The following is a 24,721-nucleotide window of genomic DNA, read 5'->3' on the forward strand; positions in this document are numbered from 1 at the left end:
ATAATAGGGAAGGTGAACACTAGGCCTGAGCTACCGTAGTGACGCTAGTCAACTCGGCATCAATTTCCCGGTTCAGTTCGTCTAGCAAGCAAGCGTGCGAACGAAGTTGACCAGGTTTAGAAGGTTGAGCAGAACGCCCTGACTTTTGGCCAGTCATATCCATAAGCAGGGTCATCAGCACATCGCTCATGTGCTGACGAAGGGTTACCAGCCGACGAAGGCGAGCCTTGTCCGCAGCTGGCTGCCGGCGAGCAGTGGCCTGCAACGTATTTATCACTTCGGTTATTTTTGCATAACGACGATGAAACGCTTCAGTCGCTCTCACCCACTCTATGATCACGCTTTGTATCTCTGCTGGAGATGCTTCGTAGCCTGCTGGTATCATTGATTCTTCTTGATTCATCGTACAATGCTCAAATACTTAAATTCCGCAACCGATGATCAAAAGTGGCCCCTCACATGCGCGAAAACAAGTCATTATGCGTGAAATCACCATTTCTCCGGACGAAATCACCCAATTGAGGAGCTAATTATTAGTGATTTCGTCCGGAGAAATGGTGATTTCATTCTTGAGAGATTGTCGAAATAGCAATATATAGGTTAGATTCAAGCGCCCATACGTATCATGAGATATGAATCAATCATCTACTGACCAAGAGAACAGCAAGAACTTTGCGCTTCGTCGTCGGGACTTCTCAATTCTAGTTGCACAGTCTGAAGTCTTCACTTGCGAAGTGTTAAGCCAGCTATTGAAGGAGCAGGGATACAATGTCGTTGGTCGTGCCGTGGAGATAGAAGATACCCTACAACAGATCAGAGTAAAACGACCAAACTGCGTCATTTTAGAATCTGAAATTTCAGGTCGGCGAAGTTTTGAGATTGTGCAACAGACGCAGCAGTCAAATCATCATACAAAATTCATCTTGTATACCAGCAAGCCCGACCTTCGGATGGTTGCTAGTGCTATGCAGATGGGCTTTTTTGGATTTTTATACGCTAGTGATGGTTTAGAGGAACTTTACCGGTGTTTTCAGACAGTTAGTACCGGTGGTTGTTACTATAGTACCGGGTTTATGAACCTGTTGAAAAGCTATGGCGTAGAAGTGCTGGCGGATAGCACCAGGGATGAGTTGAATCGATTAACGGATCGCGAGCGGGAAGTGCTGCGGTTGATCGCTAATGGACATACAGCCAATGAGATCGCTGATCAATTGGGAATAAGCTATCGAACAGCCATAAACCATAAAGCTCATATTGCGAAAAAGCTTGAGCTGAGCAGCTGTCGACAGCTACCTCGATATGGTATAGCAGTTAAAAATTACTTGTAAACGGCTAACTCTGAGATGATAATATAATGTCAGAGTCTGAATCGGCATAGGGCCGCTGATTACCTTGTAACCATTCTCTGAATTCTTGCATTCGAGCACGGGGTACAACTATCTCGTGGCGTTCTGGTGTATTGAGCCGGACAATATACTTACCGTTTTCCCAATATGCGTAGTTCAACACTGCATGTCGGTTAACGATATAGTCGCGTTTGATCCTAAAAAATAAGCTAGGGTCCAACTCTGCATCGAGTTCATTCAATGTTTTTCCCACCAAGTAACGTCCTTTTGCTAGCTCAGCATAGTAATACCTGTCTTCGATCGTAAAGAAGTACACATCAGTAACCGGGAAATCAAGCTCACCAAAGGTGTTCTTACCCTTCAGATAGTTTAAATAAGTTGAAGACGGAGCGGGTTTGGGAGCGGTAAAAACAGTTGATAAAGCCAAAGCTTTCTGAGAAGCTTCGGCAGCTTGGGCCTCTGCAGCCTCTTGAGCTTCTCGACGTTGTTTTAGATAGTCGGATAGAAGCGAGATGTTTACCGCTATGTAACCTATCAATATTAACGGAAACAAATATTTAAAGTAAGTGCCCCAACTGTAGGTGTTTAAAATATAATCGTTCAGATAATTTGTAAAGGAAAAGCTCTTATGAGAATACCGTTCTAACACGTAACGAATTGTTTGGGTAACTGGGTTAAATGCTAAAAATGAGACTAAGAAAACTGGAAGGAGACTTAATTCATAACGTCCAATAGCTCGCCAGTTATTAGAAATGCAATTAAGCTTTAACCAATTATGAAAGTGATTTATTAAAGCCACAGTGATGAGCGTTGTGAAAATTTCTGGCACGATCATTACACGGACTAATACGCCTATATAATGCATAAAACCTCCAGCTTGGCTTACCTTGGCTATTTTCATAGAGTAACCAATGGACCATGCAATAGCTTCAACGAGCGCGAATATACTCAGCAGTATAAATATACTGTTTAGTGGTTTACGCAAAAAGGCCCGAGTAAGTCGAATCTCGTTCATGCTGTCCTCTTATTCAAAACTTCGACTAAGATACTGGTAATATTTAACTATTTCCAATATGTGATTGTGACTTTTTCGTGATTGAGTGCTCTTAAGTTGTCTAGTAGCTTTGTATCAACAAAAAGGGATAGTAAACGCTCCCTCAGGCTAATCAATCTATAACAAAGAATTATCATGAAAAAGCAATTCGCTATTAAATCAATCCAAGTGTTGAAGACCATTACTAAGTCTGTTACTAAGGGTCAGCCATCTGACTCCATCAAGCTTGCTGCAGGTCCTCCTTGCTGTGAGACCGCTGGTTACGATTTCACGGGATTGTCTAAGCCTGTTTTCTCCCTTTAAGCTTTGATTAGCATATACTATGCCAACAGCACGGCAACTTTACCAGCAAGAATTGATCCGCTGCCGTGAGCATTTTGAGCGGGTTGATTTGCAGAAGGAACGGGGGTATCTGATGAAGTTTACCACCTTCTCTGCTAATGTTGAAAATATTCTGCCTAGCATTCCTCGTAGAGAACACGAGATGATGTTTAAGAAGCTGCTGTTGCAGCAGATATACACAACTTTCGATCAGAGGTGTCTGACTGCTGGTGATTTAGTAGAGTTGCGAGGTGTGCAGGATATACTTAAGCTAGCGAATGAGCCTAAAATTTATTGTACGTATCATTTAGGCTCATATCGCTTGCTAACAAGCGTTCTGTTTCGCAAGGGAGTGGATTGCGTATTAATGGTCGGCTCTAATATGAACCGCAGTCAAGGCGGTGATATGACTGAACACATTGATGCATTGAGGGAGAAGCATGGGTTGACCAATGTTTTTCGTATTATTGAGGCAGGGAGTCCTTCTGCTGGTCTATCGGTCTTGCGAGAATTGAAGGCTGGCCGGTCGCTTATCGTTTACGTAGATGGCAGCCCCGAAACGGCACCTGAGCCGGGGGAGGAAGATAAGTTTTTGTCGGTGCGATTTGGCCATCGACAGGTCTTAACCCGAAAAGGGGTTGGCTTTTTATCGCATGCTGCTGGAGTACCAATTGTGCCAATTGTAAGTTATCGGGATTCAGATTTGACAAATGTGTTGCATTGTCTGAAACCAATACGGCCAATTCGCAACAGCGATCGGGATATGTATTGCCAAGAGGCTATGCAACAGCTATACGATGCTTTTTGGCCATTTTTAAACCGATATCCAGAACAGTGGGAAGGTTGGAATTACATACATTCGTTTTTGGAGCCGGAAAAAGCTAGGCACGGATTTTTTAAGGTAGGTTCTGATAGGCCTATCTTTAACGAAGATCGTTACTCGATATGCGATTTGGAACAAGCCCCCATTTTGTTTGACCGACGCTTGTATCAAACCTATGAAATTACCGACGATTTACGTGACCTGTTGACAAGTCTTAATGAGATTGACTCAGTTGAAGAGGTAATAGGCCACGAAATGTATAGTGAATTAATGGAGATGGAAGTCATCTGTTAACATCTTCCAAAGATGCATAAAGGCTCAAGAATCACATATCTGTAGGTATGTGATTCTTGAGCCTTTACTATTTGTAGTAAAAAATTACTACACGCTACTACTTACCTCAATCTCTTCACCTGATTTGTTAAAAAATTTGAAGTTAACAATGCCTAGTGAACTATCTTTTACAAGCTTAACCCAAACTTTATACTTCATAAACCATTGCATCTGTTTAGAATATAAGCCTTTGGTGTAGTAAGCGTACAAAAATGGGTGCATTGATATTGAGATACCACGCTCATTCTGCTTCGTCAACATGTAATCAAGATTGTTTTCGATAACGTCTGTGACTAACACACTCGCTTGAATTGTACCTGTGCCACCACAGGTTGGACAAACTTCACGGGTGACAATGTTCATTTCTGGGCGAACGCGTTGCCGTGTAATCTGCATCAAGCCAAATTTTGTCAGAGGCAGAATTGTAAATTTCGAGCGGTCGGCTTTCATTTCATCGCGCATGATATCCTGTAGCAGTTTTTTATTTTCTGCTTTCTTCATGTCAATGAAATCAACGACAATGATACCTCCCATATCACGTAGTCGAAGCTGGCGGGCAATTTCTTTTGCTGCTTCGCGATTAACGCTGATTGCGGTCGCTTCCTGGTCTTCCTCCGAATTGGATTTATTACCGCTGTTAACGTCGATTACGTGAAGCGCTTCGGTATGTTCAATAATAAGGTAACCACCACCTGGCAAACTTACCGACCGCCCAAACAAGGATTTAAGTTGTTTCTCTAAACCTAATGCTTCAAAAACCTTAGTTTTTCCACTATGTAGTTTGACAATTTTCTCCTTGTCGGGTGCAATAGTGTGGATATAATTGCGGATCTCATCGAATGACTCTTTTGTGTCGACCGTAATGGTTTCGAACGATTCGTTGAGCATGTCGCGCAGAATGGACGAGGCTCGGTTCATCTCACCTAACACCCGGTCGCGCGGTTTAGCATCAGCTAACGATTTGACCGCTTGTTCCCATTTGGCCAATGAATTTTGCAGGTCGCGGTCGAGTTCTTCAACATCTTTGTCCTGTGCTACGGTACGCACAATGACCCCAAAATTCTGTGGCTTAAGTGACGACATCAGTCGCAATAAGCGCGATCGTTCGGTGCGATCAGTAATCTTCTTCGATAAATTAACGCCATCTGAAAATGGTACAAGCACCAAATAGCGACCCGCTATCGAAATATCGCAGGAAAGGCGTGGGCCTTTGGTTGAGATGGGTTCTTTAACCACCTGAACCAGAATGGGAGCATTTTTCGTCAGTACCTTATCGATTTTCCCAATTTTATCGATAGTAGGCTCCAGCTTCGTGCCGTTGAGCCGACCGGTTGTGACGCGCTTGGCGATTACATCTTTTACAAATTTATTGAGCGAATTTATATTCGGCCCTAAATCCTGATAGTGCAAAAAACCATCTTTCTCGTGGCCAACGTCCACGAATGCCGCATTAAGTCCCGACGATAGTTTTTTGACTGTTCCTAAGTAAAGATCGCCAACGGTAAAGCTGCTGTCTAACTCTTCTTCGTGATACTCCAGCAATCTCTTGTTCTGCAAGAGAGCAATCCGATCACCTTTCTGAGTCGAACTGATAACTAATTCATTACTCACAAGATGAATTACGGTTAGAATGGCTATATAAAAAGAAAGAAGCCACGTTCGGACTTTACAGACCGGCACGAGGCTTCCAAAGTATACGTGTGCAGTTGGCAGTATGCGGCAGGCGGTACTCAGTGATGAATGCAAACTGTCAACCGAACTGCCCTTAGGCAGGCTGCCGACTGCTCACTACTTTTTCTTATGCCGGTTTTTTCTGAGCCGTTTCTTCCGCTTGTGGGTAGCAATTTTGTGCCGTTTCCGTTTCTTACCGCAAGGCATAGTTTAAATAATGTTTAATGGTTGAAAATACGTTTGAATCCAGCCAATCGGCCAGACCTTATTAGAAAAGTTGTATCGTCCAGAATTTACAGGTGTGTTAGCTTACAAAGTAGCCAGACAGCTGAGAGACTCTATAACTTTATAACTCATTTGAGCCGCTCTTCATACTCACGAATAGCAGCCAGGATTTGTGGGTCTTTCTCTTGCTCTTTTACTTGAGCAAGTACTTTTTTTGCTTCTGCCTTCTGACCAGCTTCGGCTAAGCTAATGCCAAGGTAAAACTGAGCTTTACGATTTGCCGGATTGTTGACCAGAATCTGACGGAAGCGATCAATAGCCCGGTCATACTGATTCGACCGCATAGAAAGCAACCCCAGGTTGAACAGGGCCAACTCGTTGGTTGGTTCCTGCTGTAATACCTCGCGCAGCAGCATGATTCCCTGCATAGGCGTATCAGTATTAACATAGGTCATAGCCATGTTTGCCTTTGCCGTCAGCAGATTTGGATTCTTAGCTAGTGCTTTCTGGTAATAGTTACGAGTTTTTTCACCTAAAGCCGCTGTTTTTTTTTCGTCAACAGCAAAAGTATAAGCTTCAAAAAATTCGTCGCCAGCCTTTAAAAAATTCCGCTCGGAAGGCTGTGCTATCGCTAGCAACTCAGCGTAATGTGCTGCGCTGTCATAGCGGGTAGCCTCTCTAAACAGAGCGATAATTTTTTCGCCGACAGCTTCTTTTTCTGCAGGAGTTGTTGCGGCAAACTGTACCCGAAGGTCATCCAGGCGCTTTTGCTGCTCTGCCGTTATAGGCTTCTCATGAATCGCTGAGCGATCAGGGCGATTTGAGGCTTCGTCACCCATGCCGGCGGTGGCATTGAGCGAGTCGGACGTTTGCGTCGTGCGGCCGCTTGAGTTAGATTCGCTTAACTGCTTACTATCGTTACGCACCACTACCTTAGGGAGGGTATACAAACCCACCGTCAAGGCCGCAGCCAATACAACAACAAGCAAAACATATCTATTCATGGTGGATATTCGTCACGTCGCAAACGCCGTCCTGGCTACATTACTTACTCAGCCGCTACTTTGGCTTTGTCACTGGTTTTCACCTGCTCTACAAAGACCTTGGCGGGTTTGAAGCTCGGGATGTAGTGCTCGTCAATTACCATAGCGGTATTTTTCGAGATGTTCCGGGCTACTTTCTTGGCTCTTTTCTTGTTAATGAAACTGCCGAACCCTCTCACATAAATATTCTCTCCCTCGGCCAACGAGTCCTTAACCACCGAAAAGAAGGTCTCCAGGGTGTTCGTTACCTCTGCCTTGTCGATTCCGGTCTTATCGGCGATCTCTGCAATTACGTCTGCTTTCGTCACGACTTCTTAAACTTTAACGTTTACTGTGTTGTTGAAAATTCGGGTGTCAAAAATGGGAGCACAAAGGTAGGGGTTTCCAATAAATTATAAAAGCTACCTGCTACTGTTTTTCCATCCAATGACGCTTTTTTTACTTTTATTTTGAATTGGCAATCAGACCTTAACGCAATTAAATCAGCGTTTCCCGTTACACTAGAACGCTGGTATGAGCATCATAAGCGTGACCTGCCATGGCGGCATACGCGCGATCCTTACCGCATTTGGCTCTCGGAAATAATTCTTCAGCAAACCCGTGTAGCGCAAGGAAAACCGTATTACGAACGCTTCATCGAAGCCTACCCAACGGTTGCCGACATGGCTCGTGCCGACGAACGCGAACTACTTCGGCTCTGGCAGGGGCTCGGCTATTACTCACGCGCTAGAAATCTGCATCAGACTGCTCGTTACGTAACGGACCACCTGGCCGAAAAGTTTCCTGATAGTTTCCGCGACTTGTTGAAAATGAAGGGAATAGGCGAATATACGGCAGCGGCAATAGCATCGTTTGCTTTTGGAGAACGCGTGCCCGTCGTTGATGGTAACGTGTATCGGGTACTTGCCAGAGTTTATGGTATAGAGGAAGACATTACGACCACTAAGGCAAAAAAAACGTTTGCAGCTTTGGCGGGGGAGCTAATCCAATCAGCCGACGATCCAGCAACCTACAATCAGGCTATTATGGAATTTGGAGCCATTCAGTGTACGCCTTTGTCTCCAGATTGTTTGTTGTGTCCTCTGCAACAGCAATGCGTGGCTTATCAGACTGGTCGGCAGCATCGATTGCCTGTCAAAGCCAAGAAGGCTCCCGTGCGTAACCGCTATTTCAATTATCTGGTATTTCAGAGTAAGGAAAGAGTGGCCATGCATGAACGAACGGCTCGTGACATCTGGCAGAACCTGCATGAATTTTATTTACTGGAAACGGATGAGCCCAAGGGACAACTGCGTGATTTGCCAATTCCTGAACCGATTAGTGAACTGGTTGAATCAGGAACTTTAATGGCCTTGCCGACTGAGTCTATGCAGTTACTGTCGCATCAGCGAATTCATGCTACTTTCTACATAATCGACTTGCCAGATGACTTAACTGGACGTCTGCCTGCTGATTTCCAGTGGTATTCTGTACTACAAGCAGGACGCTTGCCAAAGCCTGTGCTGATCACGAACTATTTGGAAAAGGCGTTTGGATAAGTTCGTTTATTTTAGTATCTTTAACCTTCTTAAACCCACCCGTTTTTCATACGCAATAAAAATTAAAAACCATGGCTAGCCTTAACAAAATGACTATTATCGGCAATCTTGGTGCCGATCCTGAAGTACGCTATTTAGATGGAGGTAATGTAGTTGCTACCTTCAACGTGGCAACGACTGAGAAATATACAAACCGGAATGGAGAGAAGGTTGAGCAAACCGAATGGTTCCGGGTTGAGTTATGGAATGAACAGGCAAAGGTGGCTGAAAAGTACCTCAAGAAGGGAAACTCAGTGTATGTCGAAGGCCGGTTACGGACTGAAATATGGACCGACAAAGAAGGAAAAGAACGCACGTCGCTACGCGTTCGGGCGAATACTATGCAATTGTTGGGTAGTCCTAACAGTGATCGTCAGGACGATGGCTATTACGAAGCTCCGCGTCAGGCAGCTCCGCAACCTGCTATGGCAGCTGCAGCTGAACGTCCTCGTCAGCAGGCAGCTCCGACTCCTCAGCCAGCAGCACGACCGCAGGCCGCACCTGCCCCAGCACTTCGTCAGCAACCTGCCGGTACGTCGGACCGTCGTAGAGAGCCAGACCCGGTGCCTTTTGAGAGCAACAGTGGTGACGACGACTTGCCGTTCTAAACCGCTTGGTGCTCGATTGTTGAACGAGATTTAATCTACATGGACCCTGGTGATCCGCTTCCTCGACAGGTGCTCCCGGCCACAGACGGTTGGGGCACCTATTTTGATTTTTATAGCCCGTATGTGGCTCTAATTCTATTGCTGATTGTGCTGGCTGGGTTAGTGTCAGCATCTGAAGCCGCGTTTTTCTCTTTGTCGCCTGATGATCGCGCTCAATGCCGGGATAGCAGTCGGGTTGACTACCAGCGGATCGCAACGCTTCTGGACCGTCCTAAGCGTCTGTTGGCATCGCTGGTCATATTTAATAATCTGCTCAATATTGCGATCGTTGTCATCGTAACCTATCTGACGTGGGAACTCTCGCAGGCATCTCATGCCTCAGGCTGGGTGTTATCGAGTATAACCTTAGCAACTACGGTAGCCATTGTGCTCTTTGGTGAGATTGTTCCGAAAGTGTACGCCAGTCAGAACAACCTGGCCGTGGCTCGCCGAACGGCCCCTTTAGCTCAAGTTGGACTTCTTGTTTTTCGGCCATTAGCTATGTTGCTGGTTAACCTGAGTAATCAGGTCGACAAGCGAATTCAGCGACGAGGCTACAAGTTGTCGGTTGAAGAGTTGAGCCAGGCTGTGGAACTAACCGGTTCTGACGCTACGACTGAGGAAAAAGAGATTCTAAAAGGTATCGTAAACTTCAGTAATCTCACGGCGCGGCAGGTCATGCGTGCCCGATTAGATATATCCGCTGTAGACGATGATCTGACCTTCTCGGAGCTTATGGACCAGATTAATGCGTCTGGTTATTCGCGGGTACCCGTTTACCACGAGTCGCTCGATCAGATTGAAGGAATACTGTACATTAAAGACCTGCTTCCTCACATCCATGAGCAGGACTCGTTTCAATGGCAGTCTCTGCTAAGACCAGCTTTCTTTATTCCTGAGAATAAAAAAGTGGATGATCTGCTACAAGATTTTCAAAAGCGACGTGTTCACATGGCAATTGTGGTAGATGAGTACGGCGGAACAAGGGGACTTGTTACTTTGGAAGATATTATTGAAGAGATTTTTGGTGACATCAACGACGAGTTTGACGATGAAACACCGGTTGGTTACCGACGCGAAGATGACCGAACGGTGGTATTTGAAGGGAAATTTCCATTAACAGATGTTTGCCGTATTCTAAATGTAGACGCTACGACTTTTGAATCGGTACAGGGGGATAGTGAATCACTGGGTGGCTTACTGCTAGAATTGTTTAGCCGTTTGCCTAAACCAGGTGATCATACCACATACGCTGGTTTTACTTTTTACGTGATATCGGCCGATGATAAACGAATAAATGAAGTGCGTGTGACCAAGAACGACCCAGTTGAGCAGAATCAGTCTTAATAGTTAGACAGGATCCATTGCAGAGCGTAAGTGTACATAATTAGTGCAGCGCTTTTATTACACCCAAAGACCACGACCTTGATTGTACTCTTCGCCAATACGCTGTATATCGCTGACGGAATAGGTTAAGAACCCATTCTTGCGCAATTGCTGCAACCGTCGTTTCTCTACCCAAGATAGTTTACCATCTACTAAAGCGCCGAATACGATAAGCCGTTCGAGACTCCGACGTACTTCTGCTGGGGCCTGAGCAACCTGCTCGCTGAAGTGTCCGGTTAAGGTTGCATTCGTTTGCAAATTAAACCGATCAACTAGCGTCTCAGTCAACAAGAAGTGAGCATAGTTGTATTGACGCTTAAGAATAGCCACGTATTGTAAGGCTTCCAGGATCAGGGGGCGGAATTGATCATTTTTGCCCCACTGATCGTGTAATTCATTCACAAATTCCCGGATCGTCATAGGAGCCATGACCCGAACTTGTGCTTCATGGAGCACTTGCCACGATGCCCACGCATTCCATAGCGCATATACGGGTAGACCTGCCATATCAGTCATTTGGCGCATAACGTAACGACCTGTCACCTGTTTTAGCAAAAGCGATAAGACGAGGTTGCTCAGAGCCGCTTTGGCTATGTTGAGAAAGAAAAAGAGCATTAACCCCCAACGCGGTAGGTTTAGGTAAGGATCTACGCCGAATCGTAGGATGCCACGATCTGTTTTTTCGAGAGCAGCTGCCGCTAATGATCGTAAATGGCGTTCATACTGGGCATCGTGAGCACGAGGAAACTGACAGACCTGCATGATGGCTTTTACACCACGCAGGTTAAGGGCAATGAGCAGATTCACTTCCAGATAAATCAACAAGATACCATACAAAGTTGTAACAAGGGGTAATTCATACACCTCGCCTAAAACTACAATGGTTGTGTTGGCGAACAGATCCGGCCAGTTGTATTGGGGCCAGTAAAGGAGCAGCACGCCTAAAATACCAAGCAAAGCCGCCATAATCAGCGTAATCACTTTGGTTCGGCGAATAACACGACTCTCTGTTGGGTTTAGTACATACGGCTCGTCTGTGGGGTGCGACGTATCGAGTGCCTGGCGCAGGTAGCGCATAGCCAGATGGTCGAGTGGACCAGTGCTGTTATTGGGTGGCCGGGTAGACATGATCGTGGCGTGACAGTGGATTTATTTCTACAACTACATAACCGGTAGGGTTGTTAGCTTGAATGAGAGAATTCATCGATAAGCATTGATCTATCGGTAAGGGTTACTCAAGCGGGAAGCTACTTTTCGATTAGCATTGACTAATAAACAAGTAGCCAGTAAATTCAGCTAATACGGATCTTTGTTAAATAAAGATCTGTGGTTATGAAAGCTATCATTCGTATACTTATCGGTTGCTTATTAGTAGGTCAAGTAAGGGCGCAAAATGCTACCCCGGCTAAGCCTAAAGCGGCCGAGCAGCGCATTAAGGACGAAATGGCCGAAGCGTCTAAAGCGTTTTTAGCAGGCTTAACAGCAGAGCAACGACAACAAGCTACATTTCCTTTTGAAGATGTGGAGCGGTTTAACTGGTACTACGTCCCCCGGTCGCGCAAAGGATTGCCGTTGAAGCAAATGACGGCCGATCAAAAACGGGCGGCCTTGGTTATGCTTAAAACGGGCTTGAGCGATCAGGGCTACGAAAAAGCAATGTCTATTATGGACATGGAAAATGTACTCCGCGTGATTGAGAAGCGCTCAGATACGGATACTTACCGCGATCCGGAAAACTACTACTTTACCATTTTTGGCGACCCTAGTACGGCTAATCCGTGGAGTTGGCGAATCGACGGGCATCATTTATCTCTTCAATTCCTGTCATTAACGGGCCGGGTTTTGGCGCAGACTCCCACATTTTTCGGTAGCAATCCCGGCGAAGTTCGGATTGATGTGCCTCAGAAAGGCAAACAAATTTTACGGCAGGAAACGGAGCGGGCCTTTGCATTATTGAAAGCCTTAACTGATACTCAGCGAAAACAGGTTGTATTAGATGCCGTTGCTTACCCTGACATTGTTAGTACAAATCGGCGTAACGTGGCTATGGAACGAATGGATGGCCTGAAGTTTTCAGAGATGAATGCTGATCAACAAAAGCTCTTTCTCGAACTTTTACAGGTGTATTTGTCGAATTACCGCATTACGTTGGCTAAGCAGCAGCTCGATAAATTGGAAAAAGTTGGATTGAATAACCTGCGTTTTGGCTGGGCGGGTGACTTGACCCCACAGCTGGGCGAGGGTAAAGGTTGGTACTACCGAATTCACGGACCTACTATCCTGATCGAGTACGACAACACGCAGAACAATGCCAATCACATCCACACGGTGGTACGGGATTTAACGAATGATTTTGGCGACGATCTGCTGCGTGAGCATTATCAAACCAGTAAACATAGCAGACCTTAACCCCATAATCGGTCCGTTTAACAATTTTTAAGCTACTCCTAAAATGGTTTCTTCGTAACTTGTACAGCTTATAGCTTATGTACACGTTAATAGTTTATGAAGAAACTCCTTATTTGTGCATCAGTGAGTTTGCTATCGACGGCCGCCTGGGCCCAGCAAACTCAGTGGTACCTCCGCGATAAAACCGATAGCACAGCAGGCATTAGTGTCGATCGCACCTACCGCGAGCTCCTGAAAAACCGCAAACCAACGCCGGTAGTCGTGGCTGTCATCGATGGCGGTATTGATACGACCCATGAAGATCTACGCCGGGTGCTTTGGAGTAATCCTAAAGAAGTGGCCGGTAATGGCCAGGACGATGACAAGAACGGCTATGTGGACGACGTTCACGGCTGGAATTTCATTGGTGGCAAAGATGGCCGTAACGTCAGCTATGAAACCGCCGAAGTAACACGGCTTTACGCGCAGCTGAAGCCTAAGTACGAAGGGAAAACTCGCTCGTCGCTGAAACCAGATCAGCAAAAAGAGTATGATTTATACGTAAAGACGAAGGCCGAAGTCGAGAAAAATCAGGCGCAGTACAAGGCTCAATATCAGGGCATCAGCCAATTTGCGGCCCAATACACGCAGGCGGTTGACGCCATCAAGAAAGCACTGAACGTTACGAAGCTCGATACTATTACGCTACGTAAGGCCGCCGATACGCTTACGGATGCAACCTCGAAACGGCGAGCAACTGGAATATTACGTTTATTGCGCCAGCAGGGAGCTGCCGATGCCGATGCAGTTACCGCCGAGCTCGAAAAAGCGAATGAGCAGCTCAAAGCCCGCGCCGAGTATAACTACAATCCTGATTTCGATACGCGAGCTATCGTTGGCGATAACCCTAACGACTTTACTGAGCGTAATTATGGTAACGCTGACATTGCAGGGCCTCGCGCCGACCACGGTACACACGTAGCGGGTATCATTGGTGCCGATCGTACCAACAACCTTGGCATAATGGGTGTGGCCGATGCCGTTCAGATTATGGGCGTTCGGGCCGTTCCGGATGGTGACGAACGCGATAAAGATGTAGCCAACGCCATTCGTTACGCTGTTGACAATGGAGCGCAGATTATCAACATGAGTTTCGGTAAGGATTATTCGCCCCAGCGCAAGGTTGTTGAGGATGCTGAGCGCTATGCTCTATCAAAAGGAGTTCTGATGGTGCATGCGGCAGGTAACGACGGTAAGGACATTGACACTGCGGCCAATTACCCCGCACCGAAATTCATGGATGGCAAGGATATTCCAAACGTAATCACGGTGGGAGCCAGCGCTGAGCCAAACAATAGTGAATTGGTGGCCAGCTTCTCGAACTACGGCAAGCAGACGGTAGACGTATTCGCGCCGGGTAAAGACATTTATTCGACCGTGCCGGGCAGCAAATACGAAAACAATAGTGGTACAAGCATGGCCTCGCCCGTAGTGGCAGGGGTAGCCGCCGTATTGAAGTCGTATTTTCCCAAGCTGACCTACGCCGATATTAAGCGTATCATTGTTCAGTCAGCAACGCCTTACAAAACGAAGGTGCGTCGGCCTGAGTCGACGGATACGGTTGATTTTGCCAGCCTGTCGAAAACGGGTGGCGTTGTAAACCTGTACGAGGCAGTGAAGTTAGCGTTAGCCCAGGAGGGAGCCGCTTCTGCCAAAGGAAAATAAGCATAAAGAGTGGCATAGAACAAAGCCGATGATCAACGATCGTCGGCTTTGTTATTTTTTCAGGAACCGGCCTACCTGCGTGTGTTGACCAGTATTCAGCCGAAGAAAATAATGACCGGGTGGTAGCTGATTAACCGAAAAGTCAAGCTCAAACTGTCCATTAATGGCTTTGAGCGGTGGCGGTTGATGGAGTAATTTACCTTCCGCATTGATAATACTGACGTTGACCTCCTTTACTGCCGAACCAGCATATCGAACCGAGAGTACATTGTCGACTGGGTTTGGATATAGTGTAAAATTATCTGCTCCGGCTGTTGATACGCCAGTTACAATAGCTGTCTTTACGTATCGCTCCGTCGACCAGCCAATACAGGTTTGCTGAGTAACACGAAGTTTGTAGGTTCCAGGTTGTGCGACGGCCAGGTTGTGTGCATTAGCCTTCGTTATGATAGTATTATCCTTAAACCACTGATAATCATAGGTTGGGTCGAGGGGCGCTTTGATTGTGATTGTGGCTTTTTGAGGAAGCAACAGTTCAGTTTCTTTAGGTAGTAAATCAATCGCATTGACTGTGCTGGCTCGAACCACAGTTGCTGTCGAAACACCTTGACATCCTCCTTGTGTTATTCGCACCTGATAACGGCCCGGCTGATTTACGGTAAGACTTGCTGCCCGGGCATTCGTAATGAGGACACTATCTCGTAACCATTCTACTGATGAATCAACTGGCCCATCAACGGTTAAGCGAATTGGGTTTTTATTCGGGCATAGCCATTGATCGCTGGTTGGCGTGATGGTCACAGTCGGGGCTTTAAGTTGAATATTTACTGGTTGGGAACTGGCTTTGCAACCGGTGTTATTGGTTAGTTGCAAAACATATGAACCAGCCTGGTTAACCACATAAACATCCTTATTGGCGTTGGGTATGGCCACGTTATTCCGAAGCCATTGATACGTTACATCCGCCGATTGGGCTACAGCGCGTAACGGCACAGTTGAACCCGCGCAAATAGTAGTGGTGTTGGCTGGCGCGATGCTCGCCGTTAGCTGACATTGGGTTCGGCGCAGGCCACTCACAATAATGGAAAATGGCTGGCTGCTGGCCGTCGTTTTGCCTTTCAGGGATACCGTCAATGAATAGGCTTGGCCCGGCGTTGGATTCGTAATGTAAATCTGCTCAACATTATCCCGGAAATTATCGCCCCGCGTAGCCGCAAGGTTAGGCTGAGCCGGATTAAGTACAAACGGTAAATTGGACGTTTTGCCATCACTCAGGCGCAGGTCGAGATCGTTGACGAGTTTTGGCGTCCGGTTGTTTAATGAAGTGGCCGTAACATCAGTTGCTTCGCCAGCTGGATCGGTCCAGCAAAGCGTAACAACCAGGGGCTCTTGCCCCTGTGCTATAATTCGTTGTGTATATACGCTGCCTGAGGTTAACGTCCGCTCTAAAACCAAGTGGGCAAAATTTTCATTAATGAGCACACGAGCCGCGGCTTCGGTATTGAGCAAGCCCCAGCCTTGCCGATAGTCAGGACCAGCAGATGGGTTCAGGCGGTCGGCTGTGTGCAAGGCTAGTCCACGTAGTGTAGCGGCCCGCATGAATTGAGGAGTACTGGTGGTACCAAGTTGTTTTTGAGCATACAATTCCTGTAGCAGAAACAGCGACCCAGCTACATTAGCCGAGGCCATTGATGTTCCACTGTATGCACTATAAGCTGTATCACTACCTGACACGCTGGAGAAAACATTGGTGCCAATGCCTAACAAATCGGGTTTGATGCGGCCATCATCTGTAGGCCCCCATCCGCTGAACGACGTTGTGCTGAGGCTTGTTAGCTGGTTCTGCCCATTAAACGTGATGTCAGCGGCTCCTACTGTTAAGACGTTTTTAGCGGTTGCTTCGGCAGGAATAACGTCGTAGGTGTCATTGCGGCTGCGAACAGCAGTGCTTGTTACGTTCGAATCTCTCAAATAATAAGCCGTTCCTACAGGCGGTCCGTTTTGGCTCCGTTTATTATCGGCCGACCTGACCATCAAGTAATAAGGGTTATTATAGGCAATCTGGTCCAGATCCTGAGCTTTCTCGGTATAGAAGCCAAATAAATATTCTTCAATAGGGCTGATGCTTGGTGTTCCCCACCACTCCCACTTAAGGTTTGGGTTGGTACCGGGCCGCGACGGGTTGTATACCCAGCCGACTAAGGGGCCATACGCATGGTTAGAGATAAGCAGAGTGGGGGCGGCTGCGGCTAATTCGATTATGTCGTCGGTATAATCCCAAACCGATAACCTGGTGCCAAATGCCATCCCTTTGGCTTGAGAGTTAACACCTCTGGCTACTAGAGTGCCTGCCAGATGGGTAGCATGGTCGTTAGTAAGGATGGCGTTGTCTTTCTGAACAATACGTGAGCGGTTAGTTACTGGCTCCGTGAACTCCTGATGCGATGTTCGTACTCGGCCACCGTCCCACAAACCCAGCCGACCGGCCATGATGGCTGAATTGCCAGACAAAGCAACTGGTAACGAACCTCCGCCATACAACGCCTGCGTTCGGGTGCCTTCAGCCGCTTCGGCATTATGCAGGGTGTAATAAACTGGCTGGCCAAGCGGATCGACCTCTTGCAGTTGAATGACTTGGCTATTGGAATAATTTTTGTGGAGTGACCAGCCGTGTTGCTGGGCTAAACGAAGTGTTTGCTCATGCCATGCCGCATAGCGCTGTGTTAGCTTCGCCTGCCAGTTGGGCAAGGGTTGTTGAGGGACAAATTGCGCCTGCACCAGACTAGGGACTATCAATACAAAACAGCCAATAATCCACCATGTGGCCTTTAGAATGGGCCAACAGTCGCACGATACCCAATGTTGGCTGAGATGTCTAAGCCAAACAGGGGTCGTCAGATGATATGGATAGTTACTGCTTGCGAATGCGCTTGACCCGAACAGTTTGGGCTCGATCATCGTCTACCACCACAAAAAATGTACCGCCGGGTAAGTCTGTTACGTCTATTATTGTCGAATAATTTTTTCCGTCCCGTTGTAGGGGTGCTGTTCTGATTGTCAACCCTCGTAAGTCTGTTAAGCGGACGGTGGGCGCTTGTTGATACAGAGTTGACGTCGACAAAGAAACCGTGACTTGCCGGGTGGCCGGGTTAGGGTAAACGGATAGCGAATTATCAGTGGTAGTGGGCTCCGCATCCAGAATTGTTAGGTATACATCATTAGAAATAGCCTCTCCGCAGCCATTGACACTGCCCTTTACTGAATATCGGCCAGTTTTTACAACTGTAAATGTCGATGCTGTAGCGCCGGGTATAGGCACCCCATTGAGAAGCCATTGAATATTCAAGGTTGCATTAGACGAAAGCGTGAAGCCATTTGTGGTGACTACGGGTGTCTCCGTAGTTCGAACGGCTACTGCTACGCCCGTTGAGGTAACAGGCAAGCAATTGCCCCCGACCCGAACGGCGTAAGTGCCGGACGTAGCTGCTTGTAATGTACTACTGGTAGCTCCCGAAATTGTCTGGCCATTACGTAGCCATTGATATACTAAATCAGGCCCAGTATTCGCTTGCAGAATTACATTAGCTCCCTGACAGATACTAGTCGATCCGTTGGCCGTGACGGTAGCCGTGGCGGCTGTACCCGTGGTAGGTTGTACAGGCACCCGCTGTAGGCCTGGGCAGTCGAGCGATCTAACTTTAAGGTTATAAAAATAATACCAGGCGGTTTTTAAGGTATCGTTGGTAGTGCCGTTGTTGAATAGCGCTCCTTTTATGGTTATGACTGGTGCGCCTGATTGCGATGTCAACTGATACGGAAAACCAGTAACTGCTGAGTTACTACGAAAAATAGATGCTCCTTCGGCATAGTCAATTGTAATCTTGTAGTCGCCTGCCTGAGGAATCCGCAGATTTAGTGGATATTCTGCTCCCTGATCGTCCGGATCGTCGCCCAACTGTCCCTGACTGTTGACGGTAGTTAAGCTCTGGTTACGAGTCGGAAGCACATCCAGCGTAACGCTCGATACGGCGGTGTTATCCAGTTTGCGTACAGTGAAAGTTAGTTTTCCTGCATTACCTATGTAAAGACGAGCCGATTCTATAGTCAGTGGTACCTGCGTTGATACAAGCGGAGCTGGACCAAAATTGCCTGCATAAGACCCTCCAGTGTACACGCGTTTATCTACGGGGCCTATTGTCCCGGCAAAATCATTGAGCACAGCGTAGAACTGACCGCTGGCGGGAACCGCTTTTATGCCTACCAGATTTCCGGCTGCAAGCAAATTGCCACCTGTTGGTGCATCATACCAGAAAGCCGTACCCCCTCCGGCATTACGTAGAGCAATGGCGGTGTCACTGCCGCAACGCGTAGCTGTAAACAAGCCGTTGGTTGGTGCCGGAGCCGCTGTTCGGGTTTCGGTGATGGTATTATTGGCCGTGTTTTGGTCGGCGTTAAGATTGGTTGTGATGATGAACCGGTACGTTTGGTTCGCCAGTAACGAAACGCTCGTTGGTGCTTTTAACGTTAACACACCGTCCCGAAACGCCTTCAAGGTTGGTAAAGTACCTGTAAGAGTTGCCAAGTTCTGGTCATTCGCGTCGACGATTACAACCGTAACGGGTACGTTAAGCTGATCGGCAGACCCGTAATTATGCAGCCGTACAGCCACCGTTGGGTTTGTACTGGTTTGTCCGCAAAAATTAGCTTCGGGCGAAACCAGGGCTGTAGCGGCTACGTCGTTAGAGGTCTGCACAACATTCAACACATAATCCTGGGTTTCGCCGTTTCCGTAGTTGCCACAAGCAGCTACCGATGCCACATTGTCTGTTTCAGTAGCTACAATACGGAGCCGTAAAAACTGGGTATTCTGTACCGTCGTTGGCACACTAACGTTGGCCGAGAACTGGGCTGAGTTCGGTAAAACATCCGACGTTGCTACGGTTTCACCATCGTCGAAAGTGCCGTTCTGATTCCAGTCGATAAAGGCCTTAACAACCACGTTTCTAACCGCCCCGCAAGTGCCGAGCGAAACGCTCAAGGGAACCTGCTGACCCGCCTGAACCGTAGTTGTAACCTGCGAGAAGTCGGTGTAACTCGTGCAGCCATCCGCTCCGGCCTGGTTAATGCTACCAAACTGAACACGGCTAATCTTGGTGTCGGCGGTTGAGGTGGCTTTTGACTCACAATACACTTTGCCGCCGATGCCACTCGCAAGCAGGGCGTAATCCTGCTTGCTGCCATTCAACGAACCCTTATGCGTAACGGTGAGCGTATAGGTTTTTCCGGGAATCGGATTGGCGATTAAGATCTGTTCGACGTTATCGCGGATGTTATCGCCCCGCGTGGCGGCATTGGCTGGGTTTTCGGGGTCCAGTATCCAGGGTTGCACCGTTGCAGTGCCGTCACTGATGCGCAGGTCGAGGTCGTTGACAAGTTTCGGCGTTCGGTCGTTTAACGACGATACAGAGGCTATACCGGCGGGGTCTGTCCAGCAGATAGTAACAATGAGCGGACCGCGCCCTGAGGCTACTACGGGCATTGTGTACGTTTCGCTTTGATTCAGCGTTCGCTCATCAATCAGGTAATTCAGATCCGTGTTTAGGATTGCCCGCCCGGCTCGTTCCGCGTTTAATAGCCCCCAGCCGTTCTGATAATCGGGCCCCGGTGCATTGCCCGCTTCATCCGCCGTGTGAATGGCCAGTCCTTTGAGCGTTGACGAGCGCAGGAACCGCCCACCGTTACGTTGCGAAAACAATTCCTGTAAAAGTAGTAAGGAACCCGCCACATTAGGCGACGACATGGATGTGCCGCTGTATACCACGTAAGCACTATCATTCTGTGAATCAGTCGAAAGTATATTAACGCCAATACCAACAATGTCTGGCTTAATTCGACCGTCGTCCGTTGGCCCCCAGCTCGTGAAACCGCTTACCGTTACGTCATTGGCTTGATTGTAGCCATAATTCAGATTATTGACGGCACCAATCGAGAGTATGTTTTTAGCGGTACCATACGTAGGAATCTGGTCGTATCCGTTCTGGTCTTTGCGGGGCGCTGTATTGGTAGTATTACTTGTGCCAAGATAATAAGGTTGACCCGCTCCAGGACCATTCGAGCCATGGTTGTTGCCCGCTGATTTAACAATCAGGTAATAAGGGGCATTTTGCGCAATCTGATCCCATGTGCGGGTATCGTTATTATAAATACCAAATTTATAATCGTCGGTTTTACTAACAGTCGTATCGCCCCACCATTCCCATTTGTTAGTCGTCGTTCGGTCGTCATTGTACACCCAGCCCGCTTTAGCACCATACGAATGATTAGAGATAAGCAGGTTGGCGGCTGCTGCGCTCATTTCGGAAACGTCGCTCCGAAAGTCGTAGGCTTGTAAATTGGTACCGAAGGCCATGCCCTTCACCTGTGGGTTTACACCGGCCGCCATCATGATACCAGAAACGTGGGTCGCGTGTGAACTGAGCGTAGTGGCATTGTCTGCCTGTGCCACGCGACTGCCCGATGCGCTCTGAAACTCGATGTGGGTATTGCGTACTTTGCCTTCATCCCAGACGCCTAACTTATCACGCAGCGTACTACCAGATAGCGACACCCCAAGGCTTCCACCTGCGTAGAGCGACGTTGTTCGGGTGCTTTGTGCAGCTTGGGTTGTACTCGTTGTCGCGTCGTAGAGCAGCTCGCCAGTACTGGTAATTCCCCGGAGTACGGTTATACGTCCGTTAGCACTCCGCAGTTCGATTGGGCGGTTCAAACGACGGGCTTCGCGTACAGCCTGTTGGTAGTTTGTCGCCTGAAGATTCTGAACCGATTTTTGTAATTGTAGCTGCTGGTTCCGTTGCCGGGCGTTGTATTGCGGCAGCGGCTGAGCTGTTAATAAAGGAACGGCGGCAAACAAAAGCAAAATGCCTAAAAACCAGCTTAGTCGAAACAGTAAAAAACGTAGCATACGAAGGAAGTAAGCCAACAGTTGGCTAATTAACGAAGGTACATGTTTGGTACGAAAAAGTGACCTTCACCGTTGCAATATAAGCTGACCGGAAAACGAGTTAATGAACTTTTAATCAGTTCGGTTAAACCTTAACGTCTGGCTTGAGTCATACCCCAGTAGCAGCCTTCCACCAACATGGATACATTCACGAAACGACCTAACGACGTACGCCAGTTGCAGTTTTTATTCAGTCGGGCGGGCTTTGGCGCTACCCCAGCTGAACTTGATGAGGCCGCCCGTAAATCCCTCCGAAAAGTAATTCGGCACCTGGTTAAGGATAGCGAATCGTTTGTCGAACTGCGGGTAGTTGAGCCCGACGAAAACGTAACGAAACGAACGCTGAAAGGTATGGCGCGCATTGGGCAACTCGACCGGGAGATGCTGAAAGAGCGTATTCGCATGAATGCCGAGAAAGTCCGCGACCTTAACCTGCAGTGGATCGACCAGATGGCGACCGGAAAAGGAGCGTTGCGCGAGAAGATGGCCTTATTCTGGCACGGTCATTTCGCCTGCCGGACCATGGGCCAAAATTCGTTGTTCATGCAGCAGTACGCGAACACCATCCGGCGACATGCATTGGGGCGTTTTGGCGATCTGCTGATGGCTGTCTCGAAAGAACCGGCGATGCTTCAATTCCTGAACAATCAGCAGAACCGAAAAAACGCACCCAACGAAAACTTCGCCCGGGAAGTCATGGAATTGTTCACGTTAGGACGGGGTAACTATTCCGAGCAGGATGTGAAAGAGGTCGCTCGCGCCTTCACGGGCTGGCAATTTACGCCCGAAGGTCAGTTCGTTTTTCGTGAGCGGGTTCATGACGAAGGTGAAAAAACGGTATTCGGGAAAACGGGTGCGTTTAAAGGCGAGGACGTAGTGGCCATGCTGCTCGAAAACAAGCACACAGCCCGTTTTGTGACGGCTAAGATCTACCGCTTCTTTGTGAATGAAACTGAAGACAAAAGTCGTGTCGATGAACTGGCTGAACAGTTCTATAAAAGTGGCTATGATATTGCCGGGCTTCTGGAAAGCATTTTCACCGCCGACTGGTTTTATGACTCGAAAAATATGGGAGCTCATGTTAAATCGCCGGTTGAACTCTTGGCCGGTATGCGCCACGCACTCGGTATTACGTTCGATAAACCTCAGCCGCAAATATTTGTGCAACGGACGCTTGGGCAACTGCTGTTCTATCCGCCAAACGTAGCGGGCTGGCCGGGTGGCAGAAACTGGATCGACTCGTCGAGCCTGTTGTTCCGGATGCAGTTACCCAATTATGTGCTGAAGGCAGCCGAAGTGACGGTTCGCCCTAAAGAGGATGGCGACGTCAATACGCAGCCGTTGGCCCGCAAAGGTGGTCAGCAGTTTCAAACCTTTGTCAATTGGTCAGACTACGAACGGGCCTTTACGAAAACGGCGGATGCCGACTTGCTGGATGCTATCGCCACAGCCTTACTTCCGTTTCCAGTCAGGCCGGAGCAACGCGCGTTAATTGAAAAACAAGTGAAACCTGATCTGCCTCGTCCGGAACGGATTCATGCCTTAACAGCCGCCTTGATGAGCTTACCCGAATATCAACTCAGTTAGAGAGCGAAAGAGCGCTGGCTCGTCACTCTTTCGCTCATTCATTCTTTCACTCTTTGTCTATGAATCGACGTGATTTTATAAAGCAATCGGCTTTCACAACGGCCGGAACCATGCTGATTCCGCACTTCCTGAAAGCTTATGAGACTTTAGCCATGGGGCACCCGGTGGCTCCTTCTGGTAAAATTCTCGTAGTCGTTCAATTATCGGGCGGTAACGACGGGTTAAATACCGTGGTACCCTACCGTAATGACATCTACTATCGTGAACGCCCAACCATTGCCATTAAGCCCGATAAAGTGTTGACGCTCAACGACGAGATCGGGCTGCACCCGGCTATGGAACCGCTTAAAGCCTTGTACGACGAAGGTCTGGTGACCGTCATTAACAACGTGGGCTATCCAAACCCCGACCGGTCCCATTTCCGCTCGATGGACATTTGGCAAACGGCCAGCGATTCTAATCAATACATGCAAACGGGTTGGGTCGGCCGGTACCTCGATGCGTCCTGCGCGGGTAAGCAACAGGAGCCGTTTCGTACCATTGAAGTAGACGATACGTTAAGCCTCGCACTAAAAGGGGATACCTTGAATGGCTTGGCGGTGCTGGACCCGAAAAAACTGTACAATCAGACCCGTAATGGCTTGGTTACCGGCTTGAGCCATGCCCATCATGATGAGCCTGAAACAGTGGCTTACCTCTATAAAACATTGGCCGAAACAGTCTCGTCGGCTGATTATGTGTACAGCAAAACAAAGACCTACAACTCGCTTACCACTTACCCCAATCATGAACTAGGGAACCGGCTACGGTCTGTTTCGCAACTGATTCAATCGGGTATCGGAACGAGTGTTTATTACGTGTCAATCAGCGGGTTCGATACGCACATCAATCAACCCGGTCAGCAGGAGCGCTTGCTGAAACAATACGCGGAAGCGGTTGGCGCTTTCATGACCGATTTAAAAGTGGCTGGTCGGCAAAACGATGTCCTGCTCATGACGTTCTCCGAGTTTGGTCGTCGGGTAAAGCAGAATGCCAGCAACGGAACCGATCACGGAACGGCCAATAATGTATTTCTGATTGGCGGAGGCCTGCCAGCCAAACGAGTACTCAACGAAGCGCCAAACCTGACGAACCTCTCAGATGGAGACTTGACTTATTCCGTAGATTTCCGGCAGATATACGCTACCCTGCTTCGCGACTACCTCGGTGCCGACGATGTGGCCATTCTAGGCCGTAAATTCGACCCGCTGAAAATTGTCTGATAGCAGAACTGGCTACCTTCCGACACAGGAGACAGCTTAACGTATAAGCCCTAACGAATGGTGCTGCTTTATGTCTTTAAAGTATTTTACTAGTGAAGCTGTATTCACTGATTAGACCGCTGATTTGTAGAATTTGTCATATTTAAGTACAATAATTACGTGATTTAGTCAAAAAAGATGGCTTGAATGGTGATCATCGTAAAACTTACCGATCTATTACAGGTTGATAAACAGATGGTTGATAAGCTTATGGTACTAGTCGTTCAAATATAGTACTTTTAAGATTCGTATTTGTATTATAAAAATATTGAATAAGGTTATATGTAGAATATA

The 24,721-nt window shown here is 47.7% G+C and carries 17 protein-coding genes; 9 read left to right on the forward strand and 8 right to left on the reverse strand.

Going from position 1 to position 24,721, the window contains the following annotated elements:
- Positions 1 to 19: 19 nt before the first annotated feature.
- On the reverse strand, positions 20 to 403 hold the full coding sequence (locus ACFSUS_RS18025; RefSeq protein ID WP_381525030.1) for a hypothetical protein: 384 nt from the start codon (positions 401 to 403) through the stop codon (positions 20 to 22).
- A gap of 229 nt (positions 404 to 632) precedes the next feature.
- Between ACFSUS_RS18025 and ACFSUS_RS18030 the strand changes: the two genes are divergently transcribed.
- Positions 633 to 1,328 (forward strand): LuxR C-terminal-related transcriptional regulator, encoded by a 696-nt coding sequence (locus ACFSUS_RS18030; protein ID WP_381525033.1) that lies wholly within the window; start codon positions 633 to 635, stop codon positions 1,326 to 1,328.
- Positions 1,329 to 1,332: 4 nt separating this feature from the next.
- On the opposite strand, the gene ACFSUS_RS18035 is transcribed toward ACFSUS_RS18030, so the two are convergent.
- Positions 1,333 to 2,247, reverse strand: a complete 915-nt coding sequence (locus tag ACFSUS_RS18035; RefSeq protein ID WP_381525036.1) for a LytTR family DNA-binding domain-containing protein — start codon at positions 2,245 to 2,247, stop codon at positions 1,333 to 1,335.
- Between the two features lie 475 nt (positions 2,248 to 2,722).
- Here ACFSUS_RS18035 and ACFSUS_RS18040 point away from each other — a divergent pair, with 475 nt between their 5' ends.
- On the forward strand, positions 2,723 to 3,838 hold the full coding sequence (locus ACFSUS_RS18040) for a lysophospholipid acyltransferase family protein (protein ID WP_381525038.1): 1,116 nt from the start codon (positions 2,723 to 2,725) through the stop codon (positions 3,836 to 3,838).
- Positions 3,839 to 3,925: 87 nt separating this feature from the next.
- On the opposite strand, the gene ACFSUS_RS18045 is transcribed toward ACFSUS_RS18040, so the two are convergent.
- The 3 genes from ACFSUS_RS18045 to ACFSUS_RS18055 form a co-directional block, all read right to left on the reverse strand.
- Positions 3,926 to 5,488, reverse strand: a complete 1,563-nt coding sequence (locus ACFSUS_RS18045) for an Rne/Rng family ribonuclease (protein ID WP_381525040.1) — start codon at positions 5,486 to 5,488, stop codon at positions 3,926 to 3,928.
- Positions 5,489 to 5,901: 413 nt separating this feature from the next.
- Positions 5,902 to 6,777, reverse strand: a complete 876-nt coding sequence (locus tag ACFSUS_RS18050; RefSeq protein WP_381525042.1) for a tetratricopeptide repeat protein — start codon at positions 6,775 to 6,777, stop codon at positions 5,902 to 5,904.
- A gap of 44 nt (positions 6,778 to 6,821) precedes the next feature.
- Positions 6,822 to 7,124: an HU family DNA-binding protein gene (locus ACFSUS_RS18055; protein ID WP_171741255.1), complete on the reverse strand. Its 303-nt coding sequence runs from the start codon at positions 7,122 to 7,124 to the stop codon at positions 6,822 to 6,824.
- A 141-nt stretch (positions 7,125 to 7,265) separates the two neighbouring features.
- Between ACFSUS_RS18055 and mutY the strand changes: the two genes are divergently transcribed.
- The 3 genes from mutY (at position 7,266) to gldE (ending at position 10,387) form a co-directional block, all read left to right on the forward strand.
- Positions 7,266 to 8,354, forward strand: coding sequence for an A/G-specific adenine glycosylase (gene mutY, locus ACFSUS_RS18060; protein ID WP_381525045.1), 1,089 nt, complete (start codon positions 7,266 to 7,268; stop codon positions 8,352 to 8,354).
- A gap of 71 nt (positions 8,355 to 8,425) precedes the next feature.
- Positions 8,426 to 9,001, forward strand: a complete 576-nt coding sequence (locus ACFSUS_RS18065) for a single-stranded DNA-binding protein (protein WP_381525047.1) — start codon at positions 8,426 to 8,428, stop codon at positions 8,999 to 9,001.
- A gap of 39 nt (positions 9,002 to 9,040) precedes the next feature.
- Entirely contained in the window at positions 9,041 to 10,387 is a 1,347-nt protein-coding gene (gldE, locus tag ACFSUS_RS18070; RefSeq protein WP_381525049.1) for a gliding motility-associated protein GldE, read from the forward strand.
- Positions 10,388 to 10,444: 57 nt separating this feature from the next.
- On the opposite strand, the gene ACFSUS_RS18075 is transcribed toward gldE, so the two are convergent.
- Positions 10,445 to 11,554 (reverse strand): LBF_2804 family protein, encoded by a 1,110-nt coding sequence (locus ACFSUS_RS18075; RefSeq protein WP_381525051.1) that lies wholly within the window; start codon positions 11,552 to 11,554, stop codon positions 10,445 to 10,447.
- Between the two features lie 204 nt (positions 11,555 to 11,758).
- Here ACFSUS_RS18075 and ACFSUS_RS18080 point away from each other — a divergent pair, with 204 nt between their 5' ends.
- Both ACFSUS_RS18080 and ACFSUS_RS18085 read left to right on the forward strand, forming a co-directional pair.
- Complete coding sequence (locus ACFSUS_RS18080; protein ID WP_381525052.1) at positions 11,759 to 12,835, forward strand: DUF3500 domain-containing protein; 1,077 nt, start codon at positions 11,759 to 11,761, stop codon at positions 12,833 to 12,835.
- 96 nt (positions 12,836 to 12,931) lie between these two features.
- Complete coding sequence (locus ACFSUS_RS18085) at positions 12,932 to 14,539, forward strand: S8 family peptidase (protein ID WP_381525055.1); 1,608 nt, start codon at positions 12,932 to 12,934, stop codon at positions 14,537 to 14,539.
- A 51-nt stretch (positions 14,540 to 14,590) separates the two neighbouring features.
- On the opposite strand, the gene ACFSUS_RS18090 is transcribed toward ACFSUS_RS18085, so the two are convergent.
- Positions 14,591 to 17,335 carry a S8 family serine peptidase gene (locus ACFSUS_RS18090; RefSeq protein WP_381525058.1) on the reverse strand — a complete coding sequence of 915 codons (2,745 nt, stop codon included), beginning with the start codon at positions 17,333 to 17,335 and terminating at the stop codon, positions 14,591 to 14,593.
- Between the two features lie 115 nt (positions 17,336 to 17,450).
- Positions 17,451 to 21,500, reverse strand: coding sequence for a S8 family serine peptidase (locus tag ACFSUS_RS18095; protein ID WP_381525060.1), 4,050 nt, complete (start codon positions 21,498 to 21,500; stop codon positions 17,451 to 17,453).
- A 177-nt stretch (positions 21,501 to 21,677) separates the two neighbouring features.
- Between ACFSUS_RS18095 and ACFSUS_RS18100 the strand changes: the two genes are divergently transcribed.
- Both ACFSUS_RS18100 and ACFSUS_RS18105 read left to right on the forward strand, forming a co-directional pair.
- Positions 21,678 to 23,126, forward strand: a complete 1,449-nt coding sequence (locus tag ACFSUS_RS18100; protein ID WP_381525062.1) for a DUF1800 domain-containing protein — start codon at positions 21,678 to 21,680, stop codon at positions 23,124 to 23,126.
- A 59-nt stretch (positions 23,127 to 23,185) separates the two neighbouring features.
- Positions 23,186 to 24,388 carry a DUF1501 domain-containing protein gene (locus ACFSUS_RS18105; RefSeq protein WP_381525064.1) on the forward strand — a complete coding sequence of 401 codons (1,203 nt, stop codon included), beginning with the start codon at positions 23,186 to 23,188 and terminating at the stop codon, positions 24,386 to 24,388.
- The last annotated feature ends 333 nt before the right edge of the window (positions 24,389 to 24,721 follow it).

It is taken from the genome of Spirosoma soli, assembly GCF_042684525.1.
In the GTDB taxonomy this organism is placed as follows: Bacteria; Bacteroidota; Bacteroidia; order Cytophagales; family Spirosomataceae; genus Spirosoma; species Spirosoma soli.